20 protein-coding genes and 1 riboswitch are annotated in these 16,953 nt (G+C 62.2%); of the genes, 7 read left to right on the top strand and 13 right to left on the bottom strand.

Going from position 1 to position 16,953, the window contains the following annotated elements:
- Positions 1-23: 23 nt before the first annotated feature.
- The 5 genes from EAV92_RS04810 to EAV92_RS04790 all read right to left on the bottom strand — a co-directional run bounded on the left by EAV92_RS04810 (position 24) and on the right by EAV92_RS04790 (position 3,520).
- Positions 24-1,010 carry a beta-ketoacyl-ACP synthase III gene (locus tag EAV92_RS04810; protein ID WP_123040005.1) on the bottom strand — a complete coding sequence of 329 codons (987 nt, stop codon included), beginning with the start codon at positions 1,008-1,010 and terminating at the stop codon, positions 24-26.
- 10 nt (positions 1,011-1,020) lie between these two features.
- Positions 1,021-2,010, bottom strand: coding sequence for a phosphate acyltransferase PlsX (plsX, locus tag EAV92_RS04805; protein ID WP_123040004.1), 990 nt, complete (start codon positions 2,008-2,010; stop codon positions 1,021-1,023).
- Positions 1,994-2,599 (bottom strand): transcription factor FapR, encoded by a 606-nt coding sequence (gene fapR / locus EAV92_RS04800; RefSeq protein WP_123040003.1) that lies wholly within the window; start codon positions 2,597-2,599, stop codon positions 1,994-1,996. Before fapR ends, plsX begins: the two co-directional genes overlap by 17 nt.
- A gap of 180 nt (positions 2,600-2,779) precedes the next feature.
- Complete coding sequence (gene rpmF / locus EAV92_RS04795; RefSeq protein ID WP_123040002.1) at positions 2,780-2,953, bottom strand: 50S ribosomal protein L32; 174 nt, start codon at positions 2,951-2,953, stop codon at positions 2,780-2,782.
- Between the two features lie 54 nt (positions 2,954-3,007).
- A complete protein-coding gene (locus EAV92_RS04790; protein ID WP_164472631.1) occupies positions 3,008-3,520 on the bottom strand; it encodes a YceD family protein in 513 nt (170 codons plus the stop codon).
- A gap of 125 nt (positions 3,521-3,645) precedes the next feature.
- On the opposite strand from EAV92_RS04790, the gene EAV92_RS04785 reads away from it, so the two are divergent.
- A complete protein-coding gene (locus tag EAV92_RS04785; protein WP_123040000.1) occupies positions 3,646-4,878 on the top strand; it encodes a nucleotidyltransferase in 1,233 nt (410 codons plus the stop codon).
- Positions 4,879-4,955: 77 nt separating this feature from the next.
- Positions 4,956-6,206, top strand: a complete 1,251-nt coding sequence (locus EAV92_RS04780) for a hypothetical protein (protein WP_123039999.1) — start codon at positions 4,956-4,958, stop codon at positions 6,204-6,206.
- 10 nt (positions 6,207-6,216) lie between these two features.
- Here the strand turns inward: EAV92_RS04780 and coaD are convergent, their stop codons facing one another.
- Positions 6,217-6,741, bottom strand: coding sequence for a pantetheine-phosphate adenylyltransferase (coaD, locus tag EAV92_RS04775; protein WP_123039998.1), 525 nt, complete (start codon positions 6,739-6,741; stop codon positions 6,217-6,219).
- Entirely contained in the window at positions 6,738-7,346 is a 609-nt protein-coding gene (gene rsmD, locus EAV92_RS04770) for a 16S rRNA (guanine(966)-N(2))-methyltransferase RsmD (RefSeq protein WP_123039997.1), read from the bottom strand. Before rsmD ends, coaD begins: the two co-directional genes overlap by 4 nt.
- A gap of 410 nt (positions 7,347-7,756) precedes the next feature.
- On the opposite strand from rsmD, the gene yjcZ reads away from it, so the two are divergent.
- From yjcZ to EAV92_RS04745, 4 genes are all read left to right on the top strand, one after another.
- Positions 7,757-7,855 (top strand): sporulation protein YjcZ, encoded by a 99-nt coding sequence (gene yjcZ / locus EAV92_RS04760; RefSeq protein WP_123039995.1) that lies wholly within the window; start codon positions 7,757-7,759, stop codon positions 7,853-7,855.
- Between the two features lie 115 nt (positions 7,856-7,970).
- Positions 7,971-8,756, top strand: coding sequence for a protein-glutamine gamma-glutamyltransferase (locus tag EAV92_RS04755; protein WP_123039994.1), 786 nt, complete (start codon positions 7,971-7,973; stop codon positions 8,754-8,756).
- 172 nt (positions 8,757-8,928) lie between these two features.
- Complete coding sequence (locus EAV92_RS04750) at positions 8,929-9,153, top strand: hypothetical protein (RefSeq protein ID WP_123039993.1); 225 nt, start codon at positions 8,929-8,931, stop codon at positions 9,151-9,153.
- 622 nt (positions 9,154-9,775) lie between these two features.
- Positions 9,776-9,967 carry a hypothetical protein gene (locus EAV92_RS04745; protein WP_123039992.1) on the top strand — a complete coding sequence of 64 codons (192 nt, stop codon included), beginning with the start codon at positions 9,776-9,778 and terminating at the stop codon, positions 9,965-9,967.
- 62 nt (positions 9,968-10,029) lie between these two features.
- Here the strand turns inward: EAV92_RS04745 and EAV92_RS04740 are convergent, their stop codons facing one another.
- The 6 genes from EAV92_RS04740 to EAV92_RS04715 all read right to left on the bottom strand — a co-directional run bounded on the left by EAV92_RS04740 (position 10,030) and on the right by EAV92_RS04715 (position 14,986).
- Positions 10,030-11,046 (bottom strand): Gfo/Idh/MocA family protein, encoded by a 1,017-nt coding sequence (locus EAV92_RS04740; protein WP_123039991.1) that lies wholly within the window; start codon positions 11,044-11,046, stop codon positions 10,030-10,032.
- 166 nt (positions 11,047-11,212) lie between these two features.
- Positions 11,213-12,010, bottom strand: a complete 798-nt coding sequence (locus tag EAV92_RS04735) for a TatD family hydrolase (RefSeq protein ID WP_123039990.1) — start codon at positions 12,008-12,010, stop codon at positions 11,213-11,215.
- Entirely contained in the window at positions 12,000-12,794 is a 795-nt protein-coding gene (locus EAV92_RS04730; RefSeq protein WP_123039989.1) for an ABC transporter ATP-binding protein, read from the bottom strand. Before EAV92_RS04730 ends, EAV92_RS04735 begins: the two co-directional genes overlap by 11 nt.
- A complete protein-coding gene (locus tag EAV92_RS04725) occupies positions 12,791-13,579 on the bottom strand; it encodes an ABC transporter permease (RefSeq protein ID WP_123039988.1) in 789 nt (262 codons plus the stop codon). Before EAV92_RS04725 ends, EAV92_RS04730 begins: the two co-directional genes overlap by 4 nt.
- Positions 13,569-13,868 carry a thiamine-binding protein gene (locus EAV92_RS04720; RefSeq protein ID WP_123039987.1) on the bottom strand — a complete coding sequence of 100 codons (300 nt, stop codon included), beginning with the start codon at positions 13,866-13,868 and terminating at the stop codon, positions 13,569-13,571. Before EAV92_RS04720 ends, EAV92_RS04725 begins: the two co-directional genes overlap by 11 nt.
- A gap of 32 nt (positions 13,869-13,900) precedes the next feature.
- Positions 13,901-14,986 carry an ABC transporter substrate-binding protein gene (locus EAV92_RS04715; protein ID WP_241158444.1) on the bottom strand — a complete coding sequence of 362 codons (1,086 nt, stop codon included), beginning with the start codon at positions 14,984-14,986 and terminating at the stop codon, positions 13,901-13,903.
- A 138-nt stretch (positions 14,987-15,124) separates the two neighbouring features.
- Positions 15,125-15,236, bottom strand: a riboswitch (TPP riboswitch).
- A 177-nt stretch (positions 15,237-15,413) separates the two neighbouring features.
- Here EAV92_RS04715 and EAV92_RS04710 point away from each other — a divergent pair.
- Entirely contained in the window at positions 15,414-16,946 is a 1,533-nt protein-coding gene (locus EAV92_RS04710) for an FAD-dependent oxidoreductase (RefSeq protein ID WP_123039986.1), read from the top strand.
- The last annotated feature ends 7 nt before the right edge of the window (positions 16,947-16,953 follow it).

Genomic DNA, 16,953 nt, shown 5'->3' with positions numbered 1-16,953 from the left:
AAAAATATCGATGAGACCCGAATTTACCAAACGAGAACCGAAGCGCCCCACGTAAGACCGCCGCCGAAGCCGACGAGAACGACCGCGTCGCCCTCTTTCACGCGGCCTTCTTCCACCGCTTCGGCGAGCGCGACCGGGATCGAAGCGGCCGACATGTTGCCGTAGCGGTCGATGTTGACCATCGCTTTGTCGGCAGACAGCTCCAGCCGTTCCAGCGCGGATTGGATGATGCGGATGTTCGCCTGGTGCGGAATGAGCAGGTCGATGTCGCTTTTGGCGAGCCCGGCTTTGGCCAGCGCCTCTTCGGCGGCGGTGCCCATGACGCGCACGGCGAATTTGAAAACGTCGCGCCCGTTCATCTCAAGGAAATGCTTCTTGGACGCGACGGATTCCTCGGTGGAAGGCAGGCGCGAGCCGCCGCCGCAAATGCGGAGCAGATCGCCGCCCGAGCCGTCGGCGCCGAGTTCGAAAGATTTGAAGCCCCGTCCTTCCGGCACTTCGCCGACCACCACGGCTCCCGCGCCGTCGCCGAACAGGATGCAGGTGTTGCGGTCCGTGTAATCCGTGATCCGCGACAGCGTCTCCGCCCCGACCACGAGGATGCGGCGGTACATGCCCGTTTTCACGAAGCTCGTTGCCGTAGCCAAGCCGTAAATGAAGCCCGAACACGCCGCGGACAGGTCGAACGCAGCCGCCCGCTTGGCGCCCAGCCGGTCCTGCAGCAGGCACGCCGTCGACGGGAAAAACATGTCGGGCGTAATCGTCGCCACGATGATCAGGTCGATGTCCTCGGCGGTCAAGCCGGCCGACGCAAGCGCCCGGAGGGAAGCCTCGTAGGCCAGATCGGAAGAGGCCTGCGCGGCATCCGCGATCCTCCGCTCCCGAATGCCCGTCATCGTCACGATCCAGTTGTCGTTCGTGTCCACCATTCGTTCCAAATCTTGATTCGTCAACTTGCGTTCCGGAACGTATTTGCCCGTTCCGAGAATGCCGACGGAAATGTCGCCCATGCCGTTTCTCTCACTTTCCGCTGAATTCGCCTTTAATGGCCTCGATGAGCCCGCCGGACAGAGCCGTGCGCGTCTGCTTGATCGCCGTCAGCATCGCCCGCGAGTCGGAGGATCCGTGACCCTTGACGACGAGACCGTTCAAGCCCAGAAGCGGAGCTCCGTTGTATTCGTTATAGTCCATTTTCTTCCGCACGCGGCCGAAGCCGGGCTTCAAAATCGCCGCCGCGAGCTTGGACTTCCAGGTGGAAGTCAGTTCCTGGCGGAGCACCTTGAAAATGGCGCCGGCCGCGCCTTCGATCGCCTTCAGCATGATGTTGCCGGAGAAGCCGTCGCAGACGAGCACGTCGCACACCCCGTCGAGAACGTCGCGCGCCTCCACGTTGCCTACGAAGCGGATCGGCGCGTTTTCGAACAGCTCGAACGCCTCTTTGGTCAGCTCGTTGCCTTTGGCGGCCTCCGTGCCGACGTTCAGAAGCCCCACGCGCGGCTGAGCCATGCCGTGGGCCTTCTGCCGGTAGAGACTGCCCATGAGGGCGTATTGCAGCAAATGCTCGGGCTTGGCGTCCATGTTCGCGCCCAAATCGAGCGCCAGCACGCCGACGTCATCCAGCGTCGGGAGCATCGGCGCGAGGCCCGGCCTTTCGATACCCGGCATCCGCCCGACGACGAGCAGCCCGGTGGCCATAAGCGCGCCGGTGTTGCCCGCGGAAATCATCGCGTCCGCCGCGCCTTCCTTCACCATGCGGCCGGCCACGACCATCGACGAGCCGGTTTTGCGGCGTACCGCCCGCACCGGCTCGTCGTCGGCTTCGATGACTTCCGCCGCTTTCGCGACCGTCACGTTCTTCGGCAAACCGCCGACGAAGTGAGGTTGAAGCGCTTCCGGCCGTCCGACCAGGATAAACTCGGTATCCGGCCATTGGGCGGCCGCCTGCAGCGCCGCCTCGATCTGGGCTTTCGGCGCGTGGTCCCCGCCCATGGCGTCAATGGCGATTTTCACGGATTTCGCCTCCTTCGTGTTCGGAAACTCCTGCTGACCGGTAAATGACGAAATTCCCTTGGAATACCATCTCTTCCCCGACGTAGGTAAAGACTTCGACCTTGGCTTTGCCTTTCTGTCCGCCGCTGGAACGGACGTAAGCCTTGGCGATGCACTTCTCCCCCAGCCGCGCGGGCCGGACGAACCGGATGTCGGCGGACGAGGTCAGCGCGATTTCGTCGTTGATGACCGCCACCGCGAGCGAGTTCGCTTGCGCGAATACGTGATGCCCCCGCGCGATGCCGCTGCGGGAGAACACGTGCTCGCCGGTGATTTCGAATATCGAGATGCCGCTCTTGTCGAGCTGGAGATCGACGATGTCCCCGATCACCTCGTGCAGCGGCAAAGACTTCACGGGATCGTACGAGCGTTCCGCCATCATTTTCAAACGTTCCCGCAGCTCCGGAATCGCCAGTTCAAGCCGATCCAGACGGATGGTCTGAATGCTGACCTTCAGCAGCCGGGTCAACTCGCGGTCGGTCAGAAACGGGTTTTCCTCCAACAGCTTGCTGAGCTGCTGGTGACGCTGTCGTTTCGGAACTCGTTCCAAACTCGCCACCGCGCTTTCATCAGATTAAACATGTCATTTTTGGGGAGGTTTTATTACCTGGTATTAAAAAAGTATAAAGAAAAACGCGCCCGCATGCAACGGCGATCGGCTTCCGTGCGGCCCGCACCCGAAGGTCCGTTCCGCGCCGCATCGCCGCCCGGCTGGGCGCGTCGACGGTCATTATTGCTTGATCACTTCACGCGATTTGTAGGTTCCGCATACTTTGCAAACGCGGTGCGCCAGCTTCAGCTCGCCGCATTGCTCGCATTTCACCATGCCCGGAACGACCAATTTGAAGTGCGTCCGACGCTTGTTTTTGCGGGATTTCGATGTTTTTCCAAAAGGTACTGCCATGTTCCCACCTCCTTACCGTATTCTCCGTCCCTTCGCGGGCGCGGCTTACTTGTCTCATTCGGGTTTGAACCAGTTCTGAAGCGCTTCAAGACGCGGATCGATGCGATCGGTCTTGCAGGCGCAGGCCTGTTCGTTCCGATTGGTGCCGCATTCCGGACATAAGCCTTTGCAGTCTTCCTTGCAAAGCGGCGCGAGAGGCAGTTGGACTACCAGCTCTTCTTCCAAAAAGGGACGCAAATCGATCCGTTCGCCCGTTACCGGCACCACTTCGTCTTCTTCGTCCGGTTCCGGATCGCTTTCCTTCATTACTTGGAACGTTTCCTCGAAAGGAATGACGAACAGCTCGTCGATCGGGGCCAAACAGCGCGAGCACAGCAAACGAAGCTTACAGGTCAGCTTGCCGGTCACGGCGATTCTCTTGTTCGACGCCTGGGCGGTCAATTCGTATTCCATGGGGCCGAGCGGCGACACGTCCCGGTAGTCCCGGAACAGTTCGTCCAGCTCGAGAGTTCCTCGCAGCTCCGTCGGCTTATGCCGGGAGAGCAATTCTTGGACATGAAGAAGCATAGGGATCACTCCAAACAAACAAAAATTATTATATCGAGATCGGACGTCTTTTGTCAACGTTCTTTGACGGGGGCTCTTCATGCTATAGTTAGGCGGAAGGTTCATTCGCGATCCGGGAGGGTGCCATGCGAACGGTCGGAGTCGTCGTCGAATACAATCCCCTGCATAACGGTCATCTCTATCATTTACACCAATCGAAAAAAATAACAGGCGCCGATTGCGCGGTGGCCGTGATGAGCGGCCATTTCCTGCAGCGCGGCGAGCCCGCCCTGGCGGACAAGTGGGCGCGGGCGGAGATGGCCTTGCGCGCCGGCTGCGACCTGGTGCTGGAATTGCCTGTCGCCTACAGCGCGCAGCCGGCGCAATGGTTCGCTTACGGAGCCGTGGCCGTGCTGCATGCGGCGGGCGTCGTGGACAGCCTCTGCTTCGGGAGCGAAAGCGGGGATCTTGAAGCCTTGAACGCCGCGGCCGGCCTGCTGTCGGACGAGCCGGAAGGGCTGGCGGAACGGCTTGCCGCCCGTTTGAAGGAAGGCGTCCCCTACCCGTCCGCTTACACGGCGGCGGCGCAGGAGCTGCTCGAGGCGCGCGGCCTGAAGGACATCGCCTTCTCGCTGGAGCAGCCCAACCACACGCTCGGGCTCCACTATTTGATCGCCCTGCGGCAGCTGGGCAGCGGGATCGTCCCGTATACCGTGCGCAGGGAAAAGTCCGGCTACGGCCAAACCGATATCACGGACGCCGCGATCGCCAGCGCGACCGCCCTGCGCAAGCAGATCGCGGAAACGGGATCCTGGGACGGCATCGCGCCTTACGTGCCGGCCTTCACGCTCGAAATCCTGAAGCGGGAAGCCGCGGCGGGACGGTCCCCGGTCGATTGGGAATCGTTCGCCCGCCCTCTGTTCCACGAGCTTCTCCGTTCCGACGCCGCGGGCCTGGCGAAATACGCCGAGGTCACGGAGGGCTTGGAATACCGGATCCGCCGGGCGGCATCGCAAGTTTCGGAGTGGTCAGTCGAAGCGTTGCTGGGCCGTCTGAAGACGAAGCGATATACGCGGACGAAGCTTCAAAGGACGCTGGCCCGCATCCTTCTCGGACATCCTAAGGAAGTTTTAACTCCGGAACGGCTCGCCGGCGGACCGGCCTACATTCGCGTGCTCGGGTTCACGCCCCGGGGGCGGGAGCTGCTGCGCGAAATGCGCGTTCGGGCGTCCGTCCCCGTCGTCGATTCCGCCGCGCGCGGGGACTGGGCGTTTCTGGCGATGGACGCCAGGGCCTCGGCCGTCTACTCGCTCGCTTTCCGGGATCCGGATCCGGCGCTGGCTCTCCGCGACTACACGGAACCTCCCTTAAGGATTTAACCCGAATCGGACAAGTGGTCTAACCCTCGGCCGCCAAGCGTACATTGGTAGGGAGTCGTGGCAAGGGGGAAGCCGTCATGTCGGAACCGAATCGCGCGCGCGCTCGCGCCAAACTGACCTCCGTATGGCTGGGAGGTACGGCGCTGCTCGTCGTCATAGGAATCGTCCAATCGCCCGGAGAAGCTTTCCGGGCTTCTTTGTCGGGCCTGCAGGTCTGGTGGCAGCAGGTATTTCCGGGGCTCGTCCCTCCGCTCATCCTCGCCGAGCTTCTCGCGGCCTCCGGCATGCTGCACGGGCTGGCCGTCCTGGCGGAGCCGCTTACGCGAAGCCTGTTCCGGCTGCCGGGCTCCGCCGGATGGGCGGCGGCGTTCGGCTGGGCCGCGGGCGTTCCGGCCGGCGCCAAGGAGACGGCCCGCCTGCGGGACGCCGGGCTGCTCCGGGATGAAGATACGCCTATTCTTCTGCTGCTTTCCCACGTGCCGAACCCGTTTCTGGTCGTCGTCATCGCGGGCGCGGGATTCCTCCAATCCCCCCTGCTGGGATGGGCGGTCGCCGCCGGCGTATGGTCCGCGGCCGTCCTCGGCGCCGCCGTCCTGTCCCGCCTGTTCCGCGTCGGCAAACCCGCCGCTTCGTCCGGGTACGCCCCGAAGGCGGGAGACGGCCGCTTCCGGCAAGCGGCGATGGCCGCGGGAGAGGCGCGGCGGGAGGACGGCAGGCCGCTCGGCAAGCAGCTGGCCGACGGCGTCACCCACGCGGTGGCGACGCTGATGGGCGTCGGGGGGCTGATGATGATGACGTCCGTCGTCCTCCGCCTGATTCAGCTGTGGATTCCCGGGTCGGATGCCTGGCTCGCCGTCCCCGGGTTGTATGAAATGCATCTCGGCGCATACGAAACCGGCCGATCTCCGCTGTTCGAGTCCGCTCCCGCGCATGCCGCCGCCTTGCTCGCCGCCGCGCTCGCCTGGACGGGCTGGAGCGGCCTTCTGCAGGCCCGCGCCGCTTTCGGGGCCAAGCCGGCCTTCCCGTGGGCGAAACTCATCGCCGGCAAGCTGCTGCAATCGGCGATCGCGCTGCTCGTCACGTTCCCGCTCGCCCGTGCGGCGCTGGCCGGAGAGCCTGCGTTCGGCCAAGCCATCCTTTCATTTTATCCTTTCGGCGGCTTGGCCCGCGAAGCGGCGGACGCGGGCGGCCCGCTATCGTCCGGCTGGCGCCACCTGCCCGAAATGTGGCTGTCGGGCTTGTGCAGCCTGGCCGTCTTCCTGCTGCTCGCTTTGCTCGCGGTCGTCATCCGCCCCCCGCGCAAACGCCGCCCGCCGGATCGGAAATAAAAAAGAACCGTCACGGCTGACGGTTCGGCACGTATTTGTTCCGGAGCGCGGCTTCGACGGCGGGCGGCACCAAATCCTGCACCGCTCCGTGGAACTTGGCGATCTCCTTGACGATGCTGGAGCTGAGATAGGAATATTTCGGATTCGTCATCATGAAGATCGTTTCGATGCCTTCGTCCAGCTGACGGTTCGTGGACGCCATCTGAAGCTCGTATTCGAAATCCGTGACGGAACGGATCCCCCGGATGATGATCTGCGCTTGCTTGTTCCGCATATACCGGACGAGCAAATCCCGGAAGCTGTCCACTTCCACGTTGGGCAGGTCCTTCGTGACTTCGCGCAGCAGCTCCACCCTTTCTTCGACGCTGAAGAGAGGGCTTTTCGTCGTGTTGTTGAGCACGGACACGATCAAGCGGTCGAACTGCTTGGCCGCCCGGCGGATGATGTCCAGATGTCCGAACGTGACGGGGTCGAAGCTTCCGGGGTACACGGCCACGCGGTTCTCGCCCTCTCCCCGGGCATGGTGTTGATTCATGATTCGGTTCCTCCTTCCGGGAAGTCCGGCGCCGTCTCTTCCGACGGCGAGCCGTCCCGGCTGCGATAAATGGATATCGCCGTATCTCCGTAAGCGGCGAGACGGGTCCTTTCGAAGCGGCCGATGCGGTCCGGGTAGCTTACGGCCGTATCGTGCTCGATCACCGCAATCGCGTCTTCCGCGGTTAAGCCGCGCTCCTCCAGCTCGGCGAGCAGCGAATCGCAGTTCTCCATCGCATAAGGGGGATCGAGGAAGATCAAGTCGAACGGGATTCCCTTGCGCTCGAGAAGCTTCACCGCTTTCGACGCGTCGTTGCGGTAAACCTCCGCCTTATCCGCCACTTTCGCCGCGTCCAGGTTGCGGCGGACGATCTCGACGGCGCGGGGGTTCGCATCCACGAAGACGGCGCTTCCCGCTCCGCGGCTCAGCGCTTCAATGCCGAGTCCGCCCGTGCCCGCGAACAGGTCCAGCACGCGCTCCCCGTCGAAATAAGGACCGATCATGCTGAACAAAGCTTCTTTCACCTTATCGGTCGTCGGACGCGTCGTGTTGCCGGGAACGGCTTTCAGCGGCCGCCCCTTGGCTTGTCCCGATATGACCCTCACTTGCTCATCTCCCGGCTGCGTTCCTGCCGCGGAAGCTGTCCGCTCCCGCCGGCGACTGGTGCTATGTTACCACATTCCGGTACTTTGCAAAAGCCGGGCGGAGCCGGCCTCGCCGGAATCCGGACCCTGCCGGGCAATTTTTTTCCGGAGACACGTATATTTCCCTCCCCGGAGGAGCAATATGATATTACCGGCGCCGAGAGGTGCCGGGGATAACCGCGGAGAAGACTTACGTTTCCCCATAAGCTCTTCGTCCGGTTTCTCCTCTCCCATGAAGGTGCCCCCGCAAGGGGGCATCGACTTTTTTTCGGTGATCTGTGCATTCGTCCTGTCCGGAAACGGGGCCGCGCCATATGTTAGGGGTGTGATGACAAATCACACCACAAATCCTGACAAGGTGGTGATCTCTCATGGGCTTCTCTTGTGCCGGGTTTGGCGGCGGAGCCGCATTTGTGCTGGTGCTCTTCATTCTGTTGGTGATCATCCTTTCCGCAGGTTGGGTTATCTAACGGTTGCGCAATGGCGTTGCGGCGGTCCTTGACGGACCGCCGTTTTTTTCGTTGCGCGGGTGACTCTGGCCAATCCCTCCCGCATATGCTGGCATGCGGAAAGGAGGCGGGCAGGATGATTACGGTTTCCGGCGTTCAAGCGCCCGCGGATACCTCCTCATGGTCTCCCGTTGCCTCGAAAATCTACGAACGCAAAAAAAACAGTCCGGTCACGTATCGTTATTCGTCCCTGCAGCAGCTGCGCTTCGAATTCGAGCTGAGAGCGGCCATCGTCGCCGCGGCCAAAGATTTGAGCTCCAGCGGCATGCGGTTTTCCAGCTTCAAGCGCGCCAGGTGCAATGAGCGGGTGTGGAGATTGACCAAAGAGGGCGGCTTCCGCATCCGGAATGACGTCACGCCGGCCGCGGGAATCCGGGATATTTACGAGAACGGCAGGCTTTACGCGACCGAATGCGCGACGGCCACCGTCATCGTCGTGTACAAGGGGATTCTCGATTCCATCCGCGAGACCGACTTCAATTTTCTTTTCTCCGGCTTGCTGTTGTACGACTGGCACGTCGATCAGGACTTGCAGTTGACCAAACAACCGGGCATCGAGGAGGCTTATCTGGGAGATCTTCTTTATTTCGACAACCCCGATTATTCTCCAGAAACGCCGCAGTGGCGAGGCGAGAACGTGGTAAAACTGGACGATGACCTCTACTACGGGCATCCTTTCGGCATCTTGCCGGAGCGGGCCATCGTCGCGGGTTTAAACCGGTTCCGACGGCCCGGCAGCGAGAAATCCGCTTACCTCATGGACGAAATCGTCCAGCCCGGGTACTCGTACCTCTCGCAATTTGCGTCGAATGCCCCGCGGGTCGCCATCGCGAGAATCGGAGGCCGAGTGCTCGTCCACTAGCGCCGGCTTTCTTTTTTTCTGCCTGCCGGACAAGCCGTAAACCGCGCCAAATCGCGGCCGCCGCGAAAGCGAAGCGAATTTTTCGCCCGTTCCCGTACTTTCCCGATTGCGAAAGATCTGCCATCTTGTGATAATATAGGGGTATTTCATCTACGAAAGAGAGGCAGAAGCTTTGAAAATCGCGCGCATCCCGGTCGGCTCGAAACTGCCTAACGGGTACACGTACTCGGTTGGGCCGCAGAACGAAAAATACGGAGAAATCTACGTGGACGATTTGAAGAACGGCCTGTACACGATCGAACAAAAAGCAGGCACGTTGGACCAATTGGAAGAACTGTTCGTCGTCCAGCGGGTATTTAAAGACGTTCAAGACAGGGAAGCGGCGGAAAAAAAATAAAAGCCGTTTTTTCATCCTCCTTTCAGGTTCTCTTCACTTGGCTTTCATATTCGGGGGGTAAGATTTAGACATCAACCCCACTTGATATAGATTGCCTGGACCCGCAGAAATGCGGGTCACTTTTTTTGTGCGATGTTTTCTAGCCTTTTTTCACCTGTACCACCCTGTTTCGAAAATAAGATGTTGCAGACTCGTTCATAGGTCGAAAATGCGGTCGGGGCTCCGACACTTGTTATTTTGAGTTGGGGAGTTACCGCCGGCGGTTACCGGAGAATTCCGGAAGCAGGGAATGGCTCGGGCCCCAGCCGCAACGAAAAACCGCAGTCCGTGTGGGACTGCGGTTTTCGCGCGTCTGGGCCGAAGCCGCCGTTTATCCGTTGCCTCTTCGTTCTACTGCGATCAAAGCGATGAAAGAAGCGAGGCCGATGATGAGAATGCCCAACCAATCCATTCGAAACCACCCGCTCGAACCCGTTTTCGCCATCATACCCGAAACGGGCGTCCCATTTCTGTAACCTGGATTACATTTTCGAAAATTTGTTCGCGGTTCGCGGCTTTTCTCGGCCGGATCGATCTGCTACGATAGGTCTGTTTGCTTGGCCAATGACGGGAGGGCTGCGGCGTGAGAACGGCTGACCAGATTAAACGGAAGCTTCACCAATTGTCGGCGCAAAAACAGTCGCTCGAGACTCGGCTTGCGGAAGCGCCCGGCGAAGGAGATCCCGAACTCAGGCTTCTGTTGGACCGAATCGAGGACCAGCTCCTTCTGCTGGAATGGGTGCTGAACGAGCCTTCCGGCAAGTACCACGGATAACGCGCGCGAAAAAAAGGCCGTTCCCGCTGCGGCTTCGCAGCCCGGGGAACGGCTTTTTCCCTTTAAGCGAGCGAGACCTTCCGGCCCGTTCTGGCGCTCTCCACGGCGCCGAACACCATCGCGGCGCTACGGATGTTGTCGCGGCAATCCGTCTCGGCGGGCCGTCCTTCCTCGAGCGCCGCGAACATTTCGTCCAGGCAGCCGCGGTGGCCTTCCCGGCCCGTCCACGGCTCCGGCAGTTCGGCCGCCTTCACGGGACGGTGGAAGCCGCCGGGCTGCGTTTCGTCCAGCACTTCCGCGGCCGCCGGCGCGGTGCCGTCCCATTTGGCGGTTCCTTTATCCCCGATGATTCGCCAATCCGCCTCCCACGAGGTGTTGAAGCCTTCGCTGCACCAGGAGCCCCGGTAGGTATAGACGGAGCCGTCGCTCATTTCGAAAATGCAGACGGCCGAAGCGTTCCCGCGGTACCAGGAACCGGCGGGGTTGAATTCATGGCAATAGACCGACACCGGGTCCGCCCCGGTCATGAAGCGCGCTTGGTCGAACGTATGGATGGCCATGTCGACGATCAGCGGGCTGTCCATCGCGTCGCGGAAGCCTCCGAAATGGGCGCCGATGAAGAAATCGGAATGCACCGTCCCTACCGTGCCGAGCCCGCCTGCGGCCACAAAGTCGCGAAGCGGCCGGATGTGGCGCAAATACCGGCGGTTCTGCATGACGGAATACCGTTTGCCGGAGGCTTCCGCCGTCCGGACGATCTCTTCCGCGTCGGCCATCGATTCCGCCATCGGCTTCTCTCCGAATACGTCGCAGCCAAGGCGCATCGCGGTCGTCACCACCTGCTTATGGCTCGCGGGAACGGTGACGTCGAACACGAGACTCGCTTCGGTCCGCCGGATCGCTTCCGTTAAATCCGTGAAAATAGGCACCTGCAGCCCGCGTTTCTCCGCCATGGCCCGGGCGGTCGCCTCGTGAATGTCGACCAGGCCGACGATCTCCGCATTCGCGCGTTCCGCCGCGTCGTCCAGCCAGACGTTGGACATGCCCCCGCAGCCCGCCACGACGATCCGATGCTTCATCCTCCATCTCCTCCTGCTCTTCGCCGGATTCGGTCCAGGCGTCTCCCGGCGTTCATTCTCCTCCCCATCGTACAAGGACGTTTCCTCACGCGCAACCGCGGAAAAGCCGGGAACCGCGTTCCCGGCTTGATTTCGGCGCCGCCCTGCGGCTATTCGGCCGTGACCGTCACCCCTGCCCGCCGATCGCGTAGCAGCTCCGGGTGTTGGCATCGAGCGCCGCACGGACGTCTTCCTCGTCCAGCCCTCGCAACGCGGCGATTTCGCGGATCGAATCGAGCACCATCCACGGCTCGGTCCGCATCCCGGCATAAGGGCCTTCGAACGGCCACGGGCCGTCCGTTTCCACGAGCAGCCGTTCCAGCGGGTAAATACGGGCCAGCGCGCGCGTTTCCTCGTCGTATCGGACCTCGGGAGTCACGGAAACGTAGTAACCGCCCGCGATAAGCCGGCTCACGGCCTGCGCGCTTCCCTTCCACCAATGGAAGTGGGCTTTGCGGACGCCGAATCGCTCCAGCAGGTCGATCACCGCTTCCGTATCCTCTTGGACGGCGTGAAGCACGATCGGGCGGTCCAGCTCGGCGGCCAAGGCTGCGAACCGTTCCAGCTGGCGGAAGTACGGCGCGGAGTCGAAGGAAAGCCCCGAAGATTCGGCCGCCGTTCGATTGAAGTACGGCAAGCCCACCTCCCCGATGGCGAACGCCTCGTCCCCGGGAAGCGCCGCGATCCAGGCGCACAGGGCCTCAAGCTCGTCTTCCGCCAGCGGGGGCTGCTCCGGGTGCCGGCCGTAAGCGGGAAGCACCCGGCCGGGATACCGCCGCGCCAGCGCGCGGTTCGCTTCGCAGGAAGCGAGGCCCATCGAGACGGCGACCACGCCGTCCACGCCGGACGCGAACGAAGCGCGGAGCATTTCGTCCAGCTGCGCCGGCGCATAGTGGTCCAAGTGGATATGCGCGTCATAAGGCATGGGCGTCCGCGCCCCCTTTCCCGAGCAGATTCAGGATTTCCCGCTTCAGTTCCGTGAAAGCCGGGTCGGTCCAGACGTCGGACCGGCGCGGCCGGCCGAACGGGACTTCGATCTCGCGGATGACCCGGGCGGGCGCCGGCGACAGCACGTAGATCCGGTCGGACAGCGTGAGCGCCTCCTCGATGCTGTGAGTCACGAACAGCACCGAGCGCCGCTGCGTCTCCCACAGCTGCAGCAGCCAATGCTGCATGTCGGTGCGCGTCAGCGCGTCGAGCGCGGCGAAGGGCTCATCCAAACACATCAGATCGCGCGGCATCAGGAGCGCGCGCAGGAAGGACACCCGCTGCTGCATGCCGCCCGACAGTACGCCGGGATATTCCCGCGCCACGCCGGAGAGGCCGATCCGCCCGAGCCATTCCGCCGCGGACGAACGGGCCTCTTCACGTTTGACGCCCGCGATTTCCAGCGCGGAGACGACGTTGTCCGTCACCGTCATCCACGGGAACAGCGAGGCTTGCTGCGGCATGTAGCTGATGAGCCCCGGCGTTCCCGCCGCGTCCCGGCCGCCGATGGCGATGCTGCCCCGGTCCGGCAGCTCGATGCCGCCGACCAGCCGGAACAGCGTCGACTTGCCGCTGCCCGAAGGGCCGAGAAGCGTCACGAATTCCCCTTCGCGAACGCGGATCGAAACGCCGTCCAATACGGGGAAGGGCCGGCCGTTCCGGGAATAGCTTTTGGAAACGCCGGTCAACTCCAGTTGATATTTTTCGCCTGGACTCGTCATGGCCGATCCCCTCCCTTCACCGGCCGCGTGTGGAGACGGCTTTGCACGACCCAGCGCTCCAGGAGCGCCGCCATTCCGTATAGGATCAGGCAGAGCAACACGATGCAGATGACCGCGCCGAACACGGCCGAGGTGTCGTAGCCTTTGAATTTCAAGACAAGATAATAGCCGATGCCTTTGCTGGCCCCGAGCCATTCGGCGACGATCGCGGTCGTGACGCTGTAGGTGACGGTGATTTTCAGGCCGGAGAACAAATACGGCAGCGAAGCGGGCAGCTCGAGCCGCCGCAGCACGTCCCAGCGGGACGCCCCGATCATGGCCAAATATTCGCGCAGGTGCGGTTCCGCCCTGCCGAGTCCGGCCAGCATCGACCAGGCGACCGGAAAGAAGCAGACAAGCGTAAGCAGGATCAACTTCGGCGTCAGGCCGAAGCCGAACCAGATCATGAGCAGCGGGCCGAGCGCGATGAGCGGGACGTTCTGGGACGCGATGACGAACGGCGACAAGGCCGAGCGCACGAACGGCAGCACGTGCAGGACGACCGCCACGGCCACGCCGGCCGCGACGCCGATCGCAAGTCCGGACATCGCGAGTCGAAGCGTGGCGCCGAGATGCCCGAGCAGCAAGCCGGAGTCGTCCTTCAGCCGCATCGCGATCGCGGAGGGGGCCGGCAGGATCCACGGATCGACCTTCCCGTAGCGGCAGGCCGCTTGCCAAATGGCCACGAAAATAACGAAAGCGGCGGAGGGGGGCCACACCCTCCGCCACGCCGCTTTATTTGCCATCGGGGTATTTCTCCAGCAGCCGTTCCATCGAAGCGTTCGGTCCGCCCACCAGCAGTTTCACTTGGGACATGACCGACGGGCTGCCCATCTCGAACATGGCGTCGTTCATCCGCTTGAGGATGGCGAGCAGCTCGTCGAACTCGCCTTCCATCGTCGTCTCGAGCGGTCCGACGCGGTAATTCACGCCGGACTCCTTGATGACCGCGATCGCGCGGTCCACGTAGGGGATGACGTCCTCCCCGTCCTTCGTTTTCGGCAGAATCTGCACGCTGAGAAGCGCTTGGGCCATAAGGCGTTGCCTCCTTCAGGGATTCGGTAGCGTTACTTCGGCAGGAACTCGTTCGTGAACATGGTGTCGAAATCGAGTTTCTTCTTCATGATGCCGTGGCTGATCATCCAGTCGGCGTAGCCTTCCCACACTTCCTTCTTCTGTTCGCCCCAGCGCGGAGCGTCGTCCTTGTAGCGGGGGCTGAGCCACTTCTGGCTGGCGCGCACGAGGTCGGCGTTCAATTCCGGCACCGCCTTGATCAGCACGTCGGCGGCTTCGTCCGGATGGTCGATGGCGTATTGGTAACCTTCGGCCGCTCCTTCCACGAACGCCCGGACGATGTCCGGCTTATCCTGGATCATTTTCTCACTCGTCATCAAAAGAGGCGTGTAGTAGTCCAAACGCTTGTCGTAATCCTTCATCCAGATCATGTTCAGGTTCTCTTTGCGGGTTTCGGCCTCCACGCCCGTCCAGGCGTAATAGATCCAGGCGAAATCGATGTCGCGTTTGACCGCCGTGAAGTAGTCCGCCTCGCCGATGTTGACGATTTTCACTTTGGACGGATCCGCGCCCTGCTCCTTCATGAGCGTCTCGATGACGGCCTGCTCGACCGGGGAGCCCCAGCCGCCGTACGTTTTGCCCGCAAAATCTTTCGGCGTCTTGATGTTCTTGGCGACCGGCGACGCAAAGCCGGACGTGTTATGCTGGATGATCGCCGCCAGCGAGACGAGCGGAACGCCGTTCTCGCGGCCGAGCGTCAGGTCTTCCTGGTAGCCGACGCCGAATTCCGCCGCGCCGCTGGCCACCATCTGGCTCGCGCCGGTTTCCGGCGGCTGCACGATGTCGACCTTGAGGCCGCGTTTCTCCCAGAAGCCTTGGTCCCGCGCGACATACAGCCCGGTGTGGTTCGTGTTCGGCGTCCAGTCGAGGACGACCTTCACTTCCGTAAGCGGCTTGCCCGCTTCCGGCGACGCCGACGGCGAAGCCGACTGCGACGCGGCCGGCGATGCGGAAGGCGAAGCCGACGGAGAAGACGAGGCTCCCCCGTTGTTCGCTTTGTCTCCGCAACCCGTCAGGAGCATCAGTCCCGCGAGCACCCCCGCGCCCGCCATTTTCCAACCTTTCAACCTTGCTTTCATCTTTCTCTTCCTCTCCTGTCCCTTGCCCGCTCTCGCGGAAAATGTCCAAGGGAAGCCTCTGCCGCAAACCAAAAAACGCCCCCCGATTCCGGAGGGCGTTCATCATGAAACATGAACGAATGCGCAAACGGACATGCTGCCGCCGCGCTCCCGCCTTCCTACGCTGGTACTAACCAGATCAGGTATAAGGGTCTGCATCATAGGGATGCACTCTCAGCCGGCCTCTTATCCAGCTCCCCCGGGGCTTATATGGAATTGTCGGAAACTCCCTTGCTCCCTCCATTATAGCAAACGATTTTCCGCTGTCTACCACTTGACGCATTTTGCGGACGTTCCGATAGAGCGGCACGGTGACTCCCTTACGGGGAAGATGGGCATACTTTTCCAATCGAATGTCCAATTTCGTCTGTTGAGGAGGATCCACGTGATGGATGAACAAAAAACGGGGCTGCCCCAATACCCCGAGTCGTTCTGGCTGGCTTCGGCCGAAATTCCCTCTTCGGGCAAGCTCACGGCCGATCTGTCGGTCGACGTCGCCGTTGTCGGAGGCGGAATCACCGGCATTACGCTCGCTTATTTGCTGGCCAAGGAAGGACAAAAGGTCGCGCTGCTCGAGGCGGGACGCATCCTGACCGGCACGACCGGCCATACGACCGCCAAAGTCACCGCCCAGCACGATTTGATCTACGACGAGTTCATACACCACGTCGGCGAAGAGAAGGCGCGGCTGTATTACGACGCGAACCGGCAGGCGATGGACTTCATCCGTTCAACCGTGCGGGAGCTGGACATCTCGTGCGATTGGGCGGAGGAAGACGCTTATGTATACACGGCGAGCGAGCAGAACGTCGCCAAAATCGACAAAGAATGGAAAGCGTACGAGAAGCTCGGCATTCCCGGAAAACGCGTGAACGGGATCCCGCTGCCCATTCCGGGCGTTCTGGCCGCGGTCGCGATGACCGGGCAGGCGCGGTTTCACCCGACCGCCTATTTGTCGCGCCTCGTACGGGAGTTCGTCGGGCTCGGAGGGCAATTGTTCGAGGAAACGATGGCGAAAACCGTGGAGCACGGCTCGCCCTACAGCCAAGTCGTGACGGAGGACGGCCATCGGGTGACCTGCCGCAACGTCGCTTCCTGCACGCATTTTCCGTTTTACGGCGCGGGCGGCTTCTACTTCGCGCGGATGTACTCGGAACGCTCTTACGCGCTGGGCGTCAAGCGGACGCAGGACTATCCGGGCGGCGTCTACCTCAGCGCGGACACCCCGCCCCGCTCCATACGGACGGTCTCTTACGGCGGGGAGGACCTGCTCGTCATCGGGGGAGAACGCCACAAGACCGGGCAAGGCATCTGTACCTTCCAGCATTACGAGGCGCTGGAGAAGTTCGCCCAAGAGACGTTCGGCCCCGCGGAAATCCGTTACCGCTGGTCGGCGCAGGACCTGACGACGCTGGATAAAATCCCGTACGTCGGCCGCCCCGTGGCGAGCGAGCGCAATGCCTTCATCGCGACGGGTTACCGCAAATGGGGCATGACGGGCGGCACGGCCGCCGCCCTGCTGCTCAAGGACTTGATTCTCGGCATCCGCAGCCCGTATGAGGAGCTGTATACGCCTTCCCGCTTCCATGCCGATCCCAGCGTGAAGGAGTTCCTGAGCCTGAACGCGGACGTGGCGAAACACCTGATCGCAGGCAAGTTGGAGTGGGTCCGCCGCGATCCGGAGGATCTCGGGAACGACGAAGGCGCCGCGGTTCACGTGAACGGCAAGCGGGCCGGCGCCTACCGGGAGCCCGGCGGCGCGCTCCACGTGCTGGACACGACCTGCACGCACATGGGCTGCGAGGTCGAATGGAACGACGGCGAACGGACGTGGGACTGCCCGTGCCACGGCTCGCGGTTCTCCTTCCGCGGCGAGGTGCTGGAAGGGCCGGCGAAAAAGCCGCTGAAGGTCATCCGGTAGAAAAAAA

Origin of the sequence: Cohnella candidum (genome assembly GCF_003713065.1) — a bacterium.
GTDB classification, from domain to species: domain Bacteria; phylum Bacillota; class Bacilli; order Paenibacillales; family Paenibacillaceae; genus Cohnella; species Cohnella candidum.
Note: the sequence above shows the minus strand (reverse complement) of the source record. Positions and strands in the feature narration are given on the sequence as shown.

Coding starts and splice junctions, on each gene's coding strand:
- EAV92_RS04720 (WP_123039987.1), bottom strand. CDS start 13,868: ATGGCCCAAGCGCTTCTCAGCGTGCAGATTCTGCCGAAAACGAAGGAC.
- EAV92_RS04715 (WP_241158444.1), bottom strand. CDS start 14,986: ATGAAAGCAAGGTTGAAAGGTTGGAAAATGGCGGGCGCGGGGGTGCTC.
- EAV92_RS04730 (WP_123039989.1), bottom strand. CDS start 12,794: ATGACGAGTCCAGGCGAAAAATATCAACTGGAGTTGACCGGCGTTTCC.
- EAV92_RS04790 (WP_164472631.1), bottom strand. CDS start 3,520: ATGCTTCTTCATGTCCAAGAATTGCTCTCCCGGCATAAGCCGACGGAG.
- rpmF (WP_123040002.1), bottom strand. CDS start 2,953: ATGGCAGTACCTTTTGGAAAAACATCGAAATCCCGCAAAAACAAGCGT.
- EAV92_RS04785 (WP_123040000.1), top strand. CDS start 3,646: ATGCGAACGGTCGGAGTCGTCGTCGAATACAATCCCCTGCATAACGGT.
- EAV92_RS04710 (WP_123039986.1), top strand. CDS start 15,414: ATGGATGAACAAAAAACGGGGCTGCCCCAATACCCCGAGTCGTTCTGG.
- EAV92_RS04725 (WP_123039988.1), bottom strand. CDS start 13,579: ATGGCAAATAAAGCGGCGTGGCGGAGGGTGTGGCCCCCCTCCGCCGCT.
- yjcZ (WP_123039995.1), top strand. CDS start 7,757: ATGGGCTTCTCTTGTGCCGGGTTTGGCGGCGGAGCCGCATTTGTGCTG.
- EAV92_RS04755 (WP_123039994.1), top strand. CDS start 7,971: ATGATTACGGTTTCCGGCGTTCAAGCGCCCGCGGATACCTCCTCATGG.
- EAV92_RS04740 (WP_123039991.1), bottom strand. CDS start 11,046: ATGAAGCATCGGATCGTCGTGGCGGGCTGCGGGGGCATGTCCAACGTC.
- EAV92_RS04735 (WP_123039990.1), bottom strand. CDS start 12,010: ATGCCTTATGACGCGCATATCCACTTGGACCACTATGCGCCGGCGCAG.
- EAV92_RS04780 (WP_123039999.1), top strand. CDS start 4,956: ATGTCGGAACCGAATCGCGCGCGCGCTCGCGCCAAACTGACCTCCGTA.
- EAV92_RS04810 (WP_123040005.1), bottom strand. CDS start 1,010: ATGGGCGACATTTCCGTCGGCATTCTCGGAACGGGCAAATACGTTCCG.
- coaD (WP_123039998.1), bottom strand. CDS start 6,741: ATGAATCAACACCATGCCCGGGGAGAGGGCGAGAACCGCGTGGCCGTG.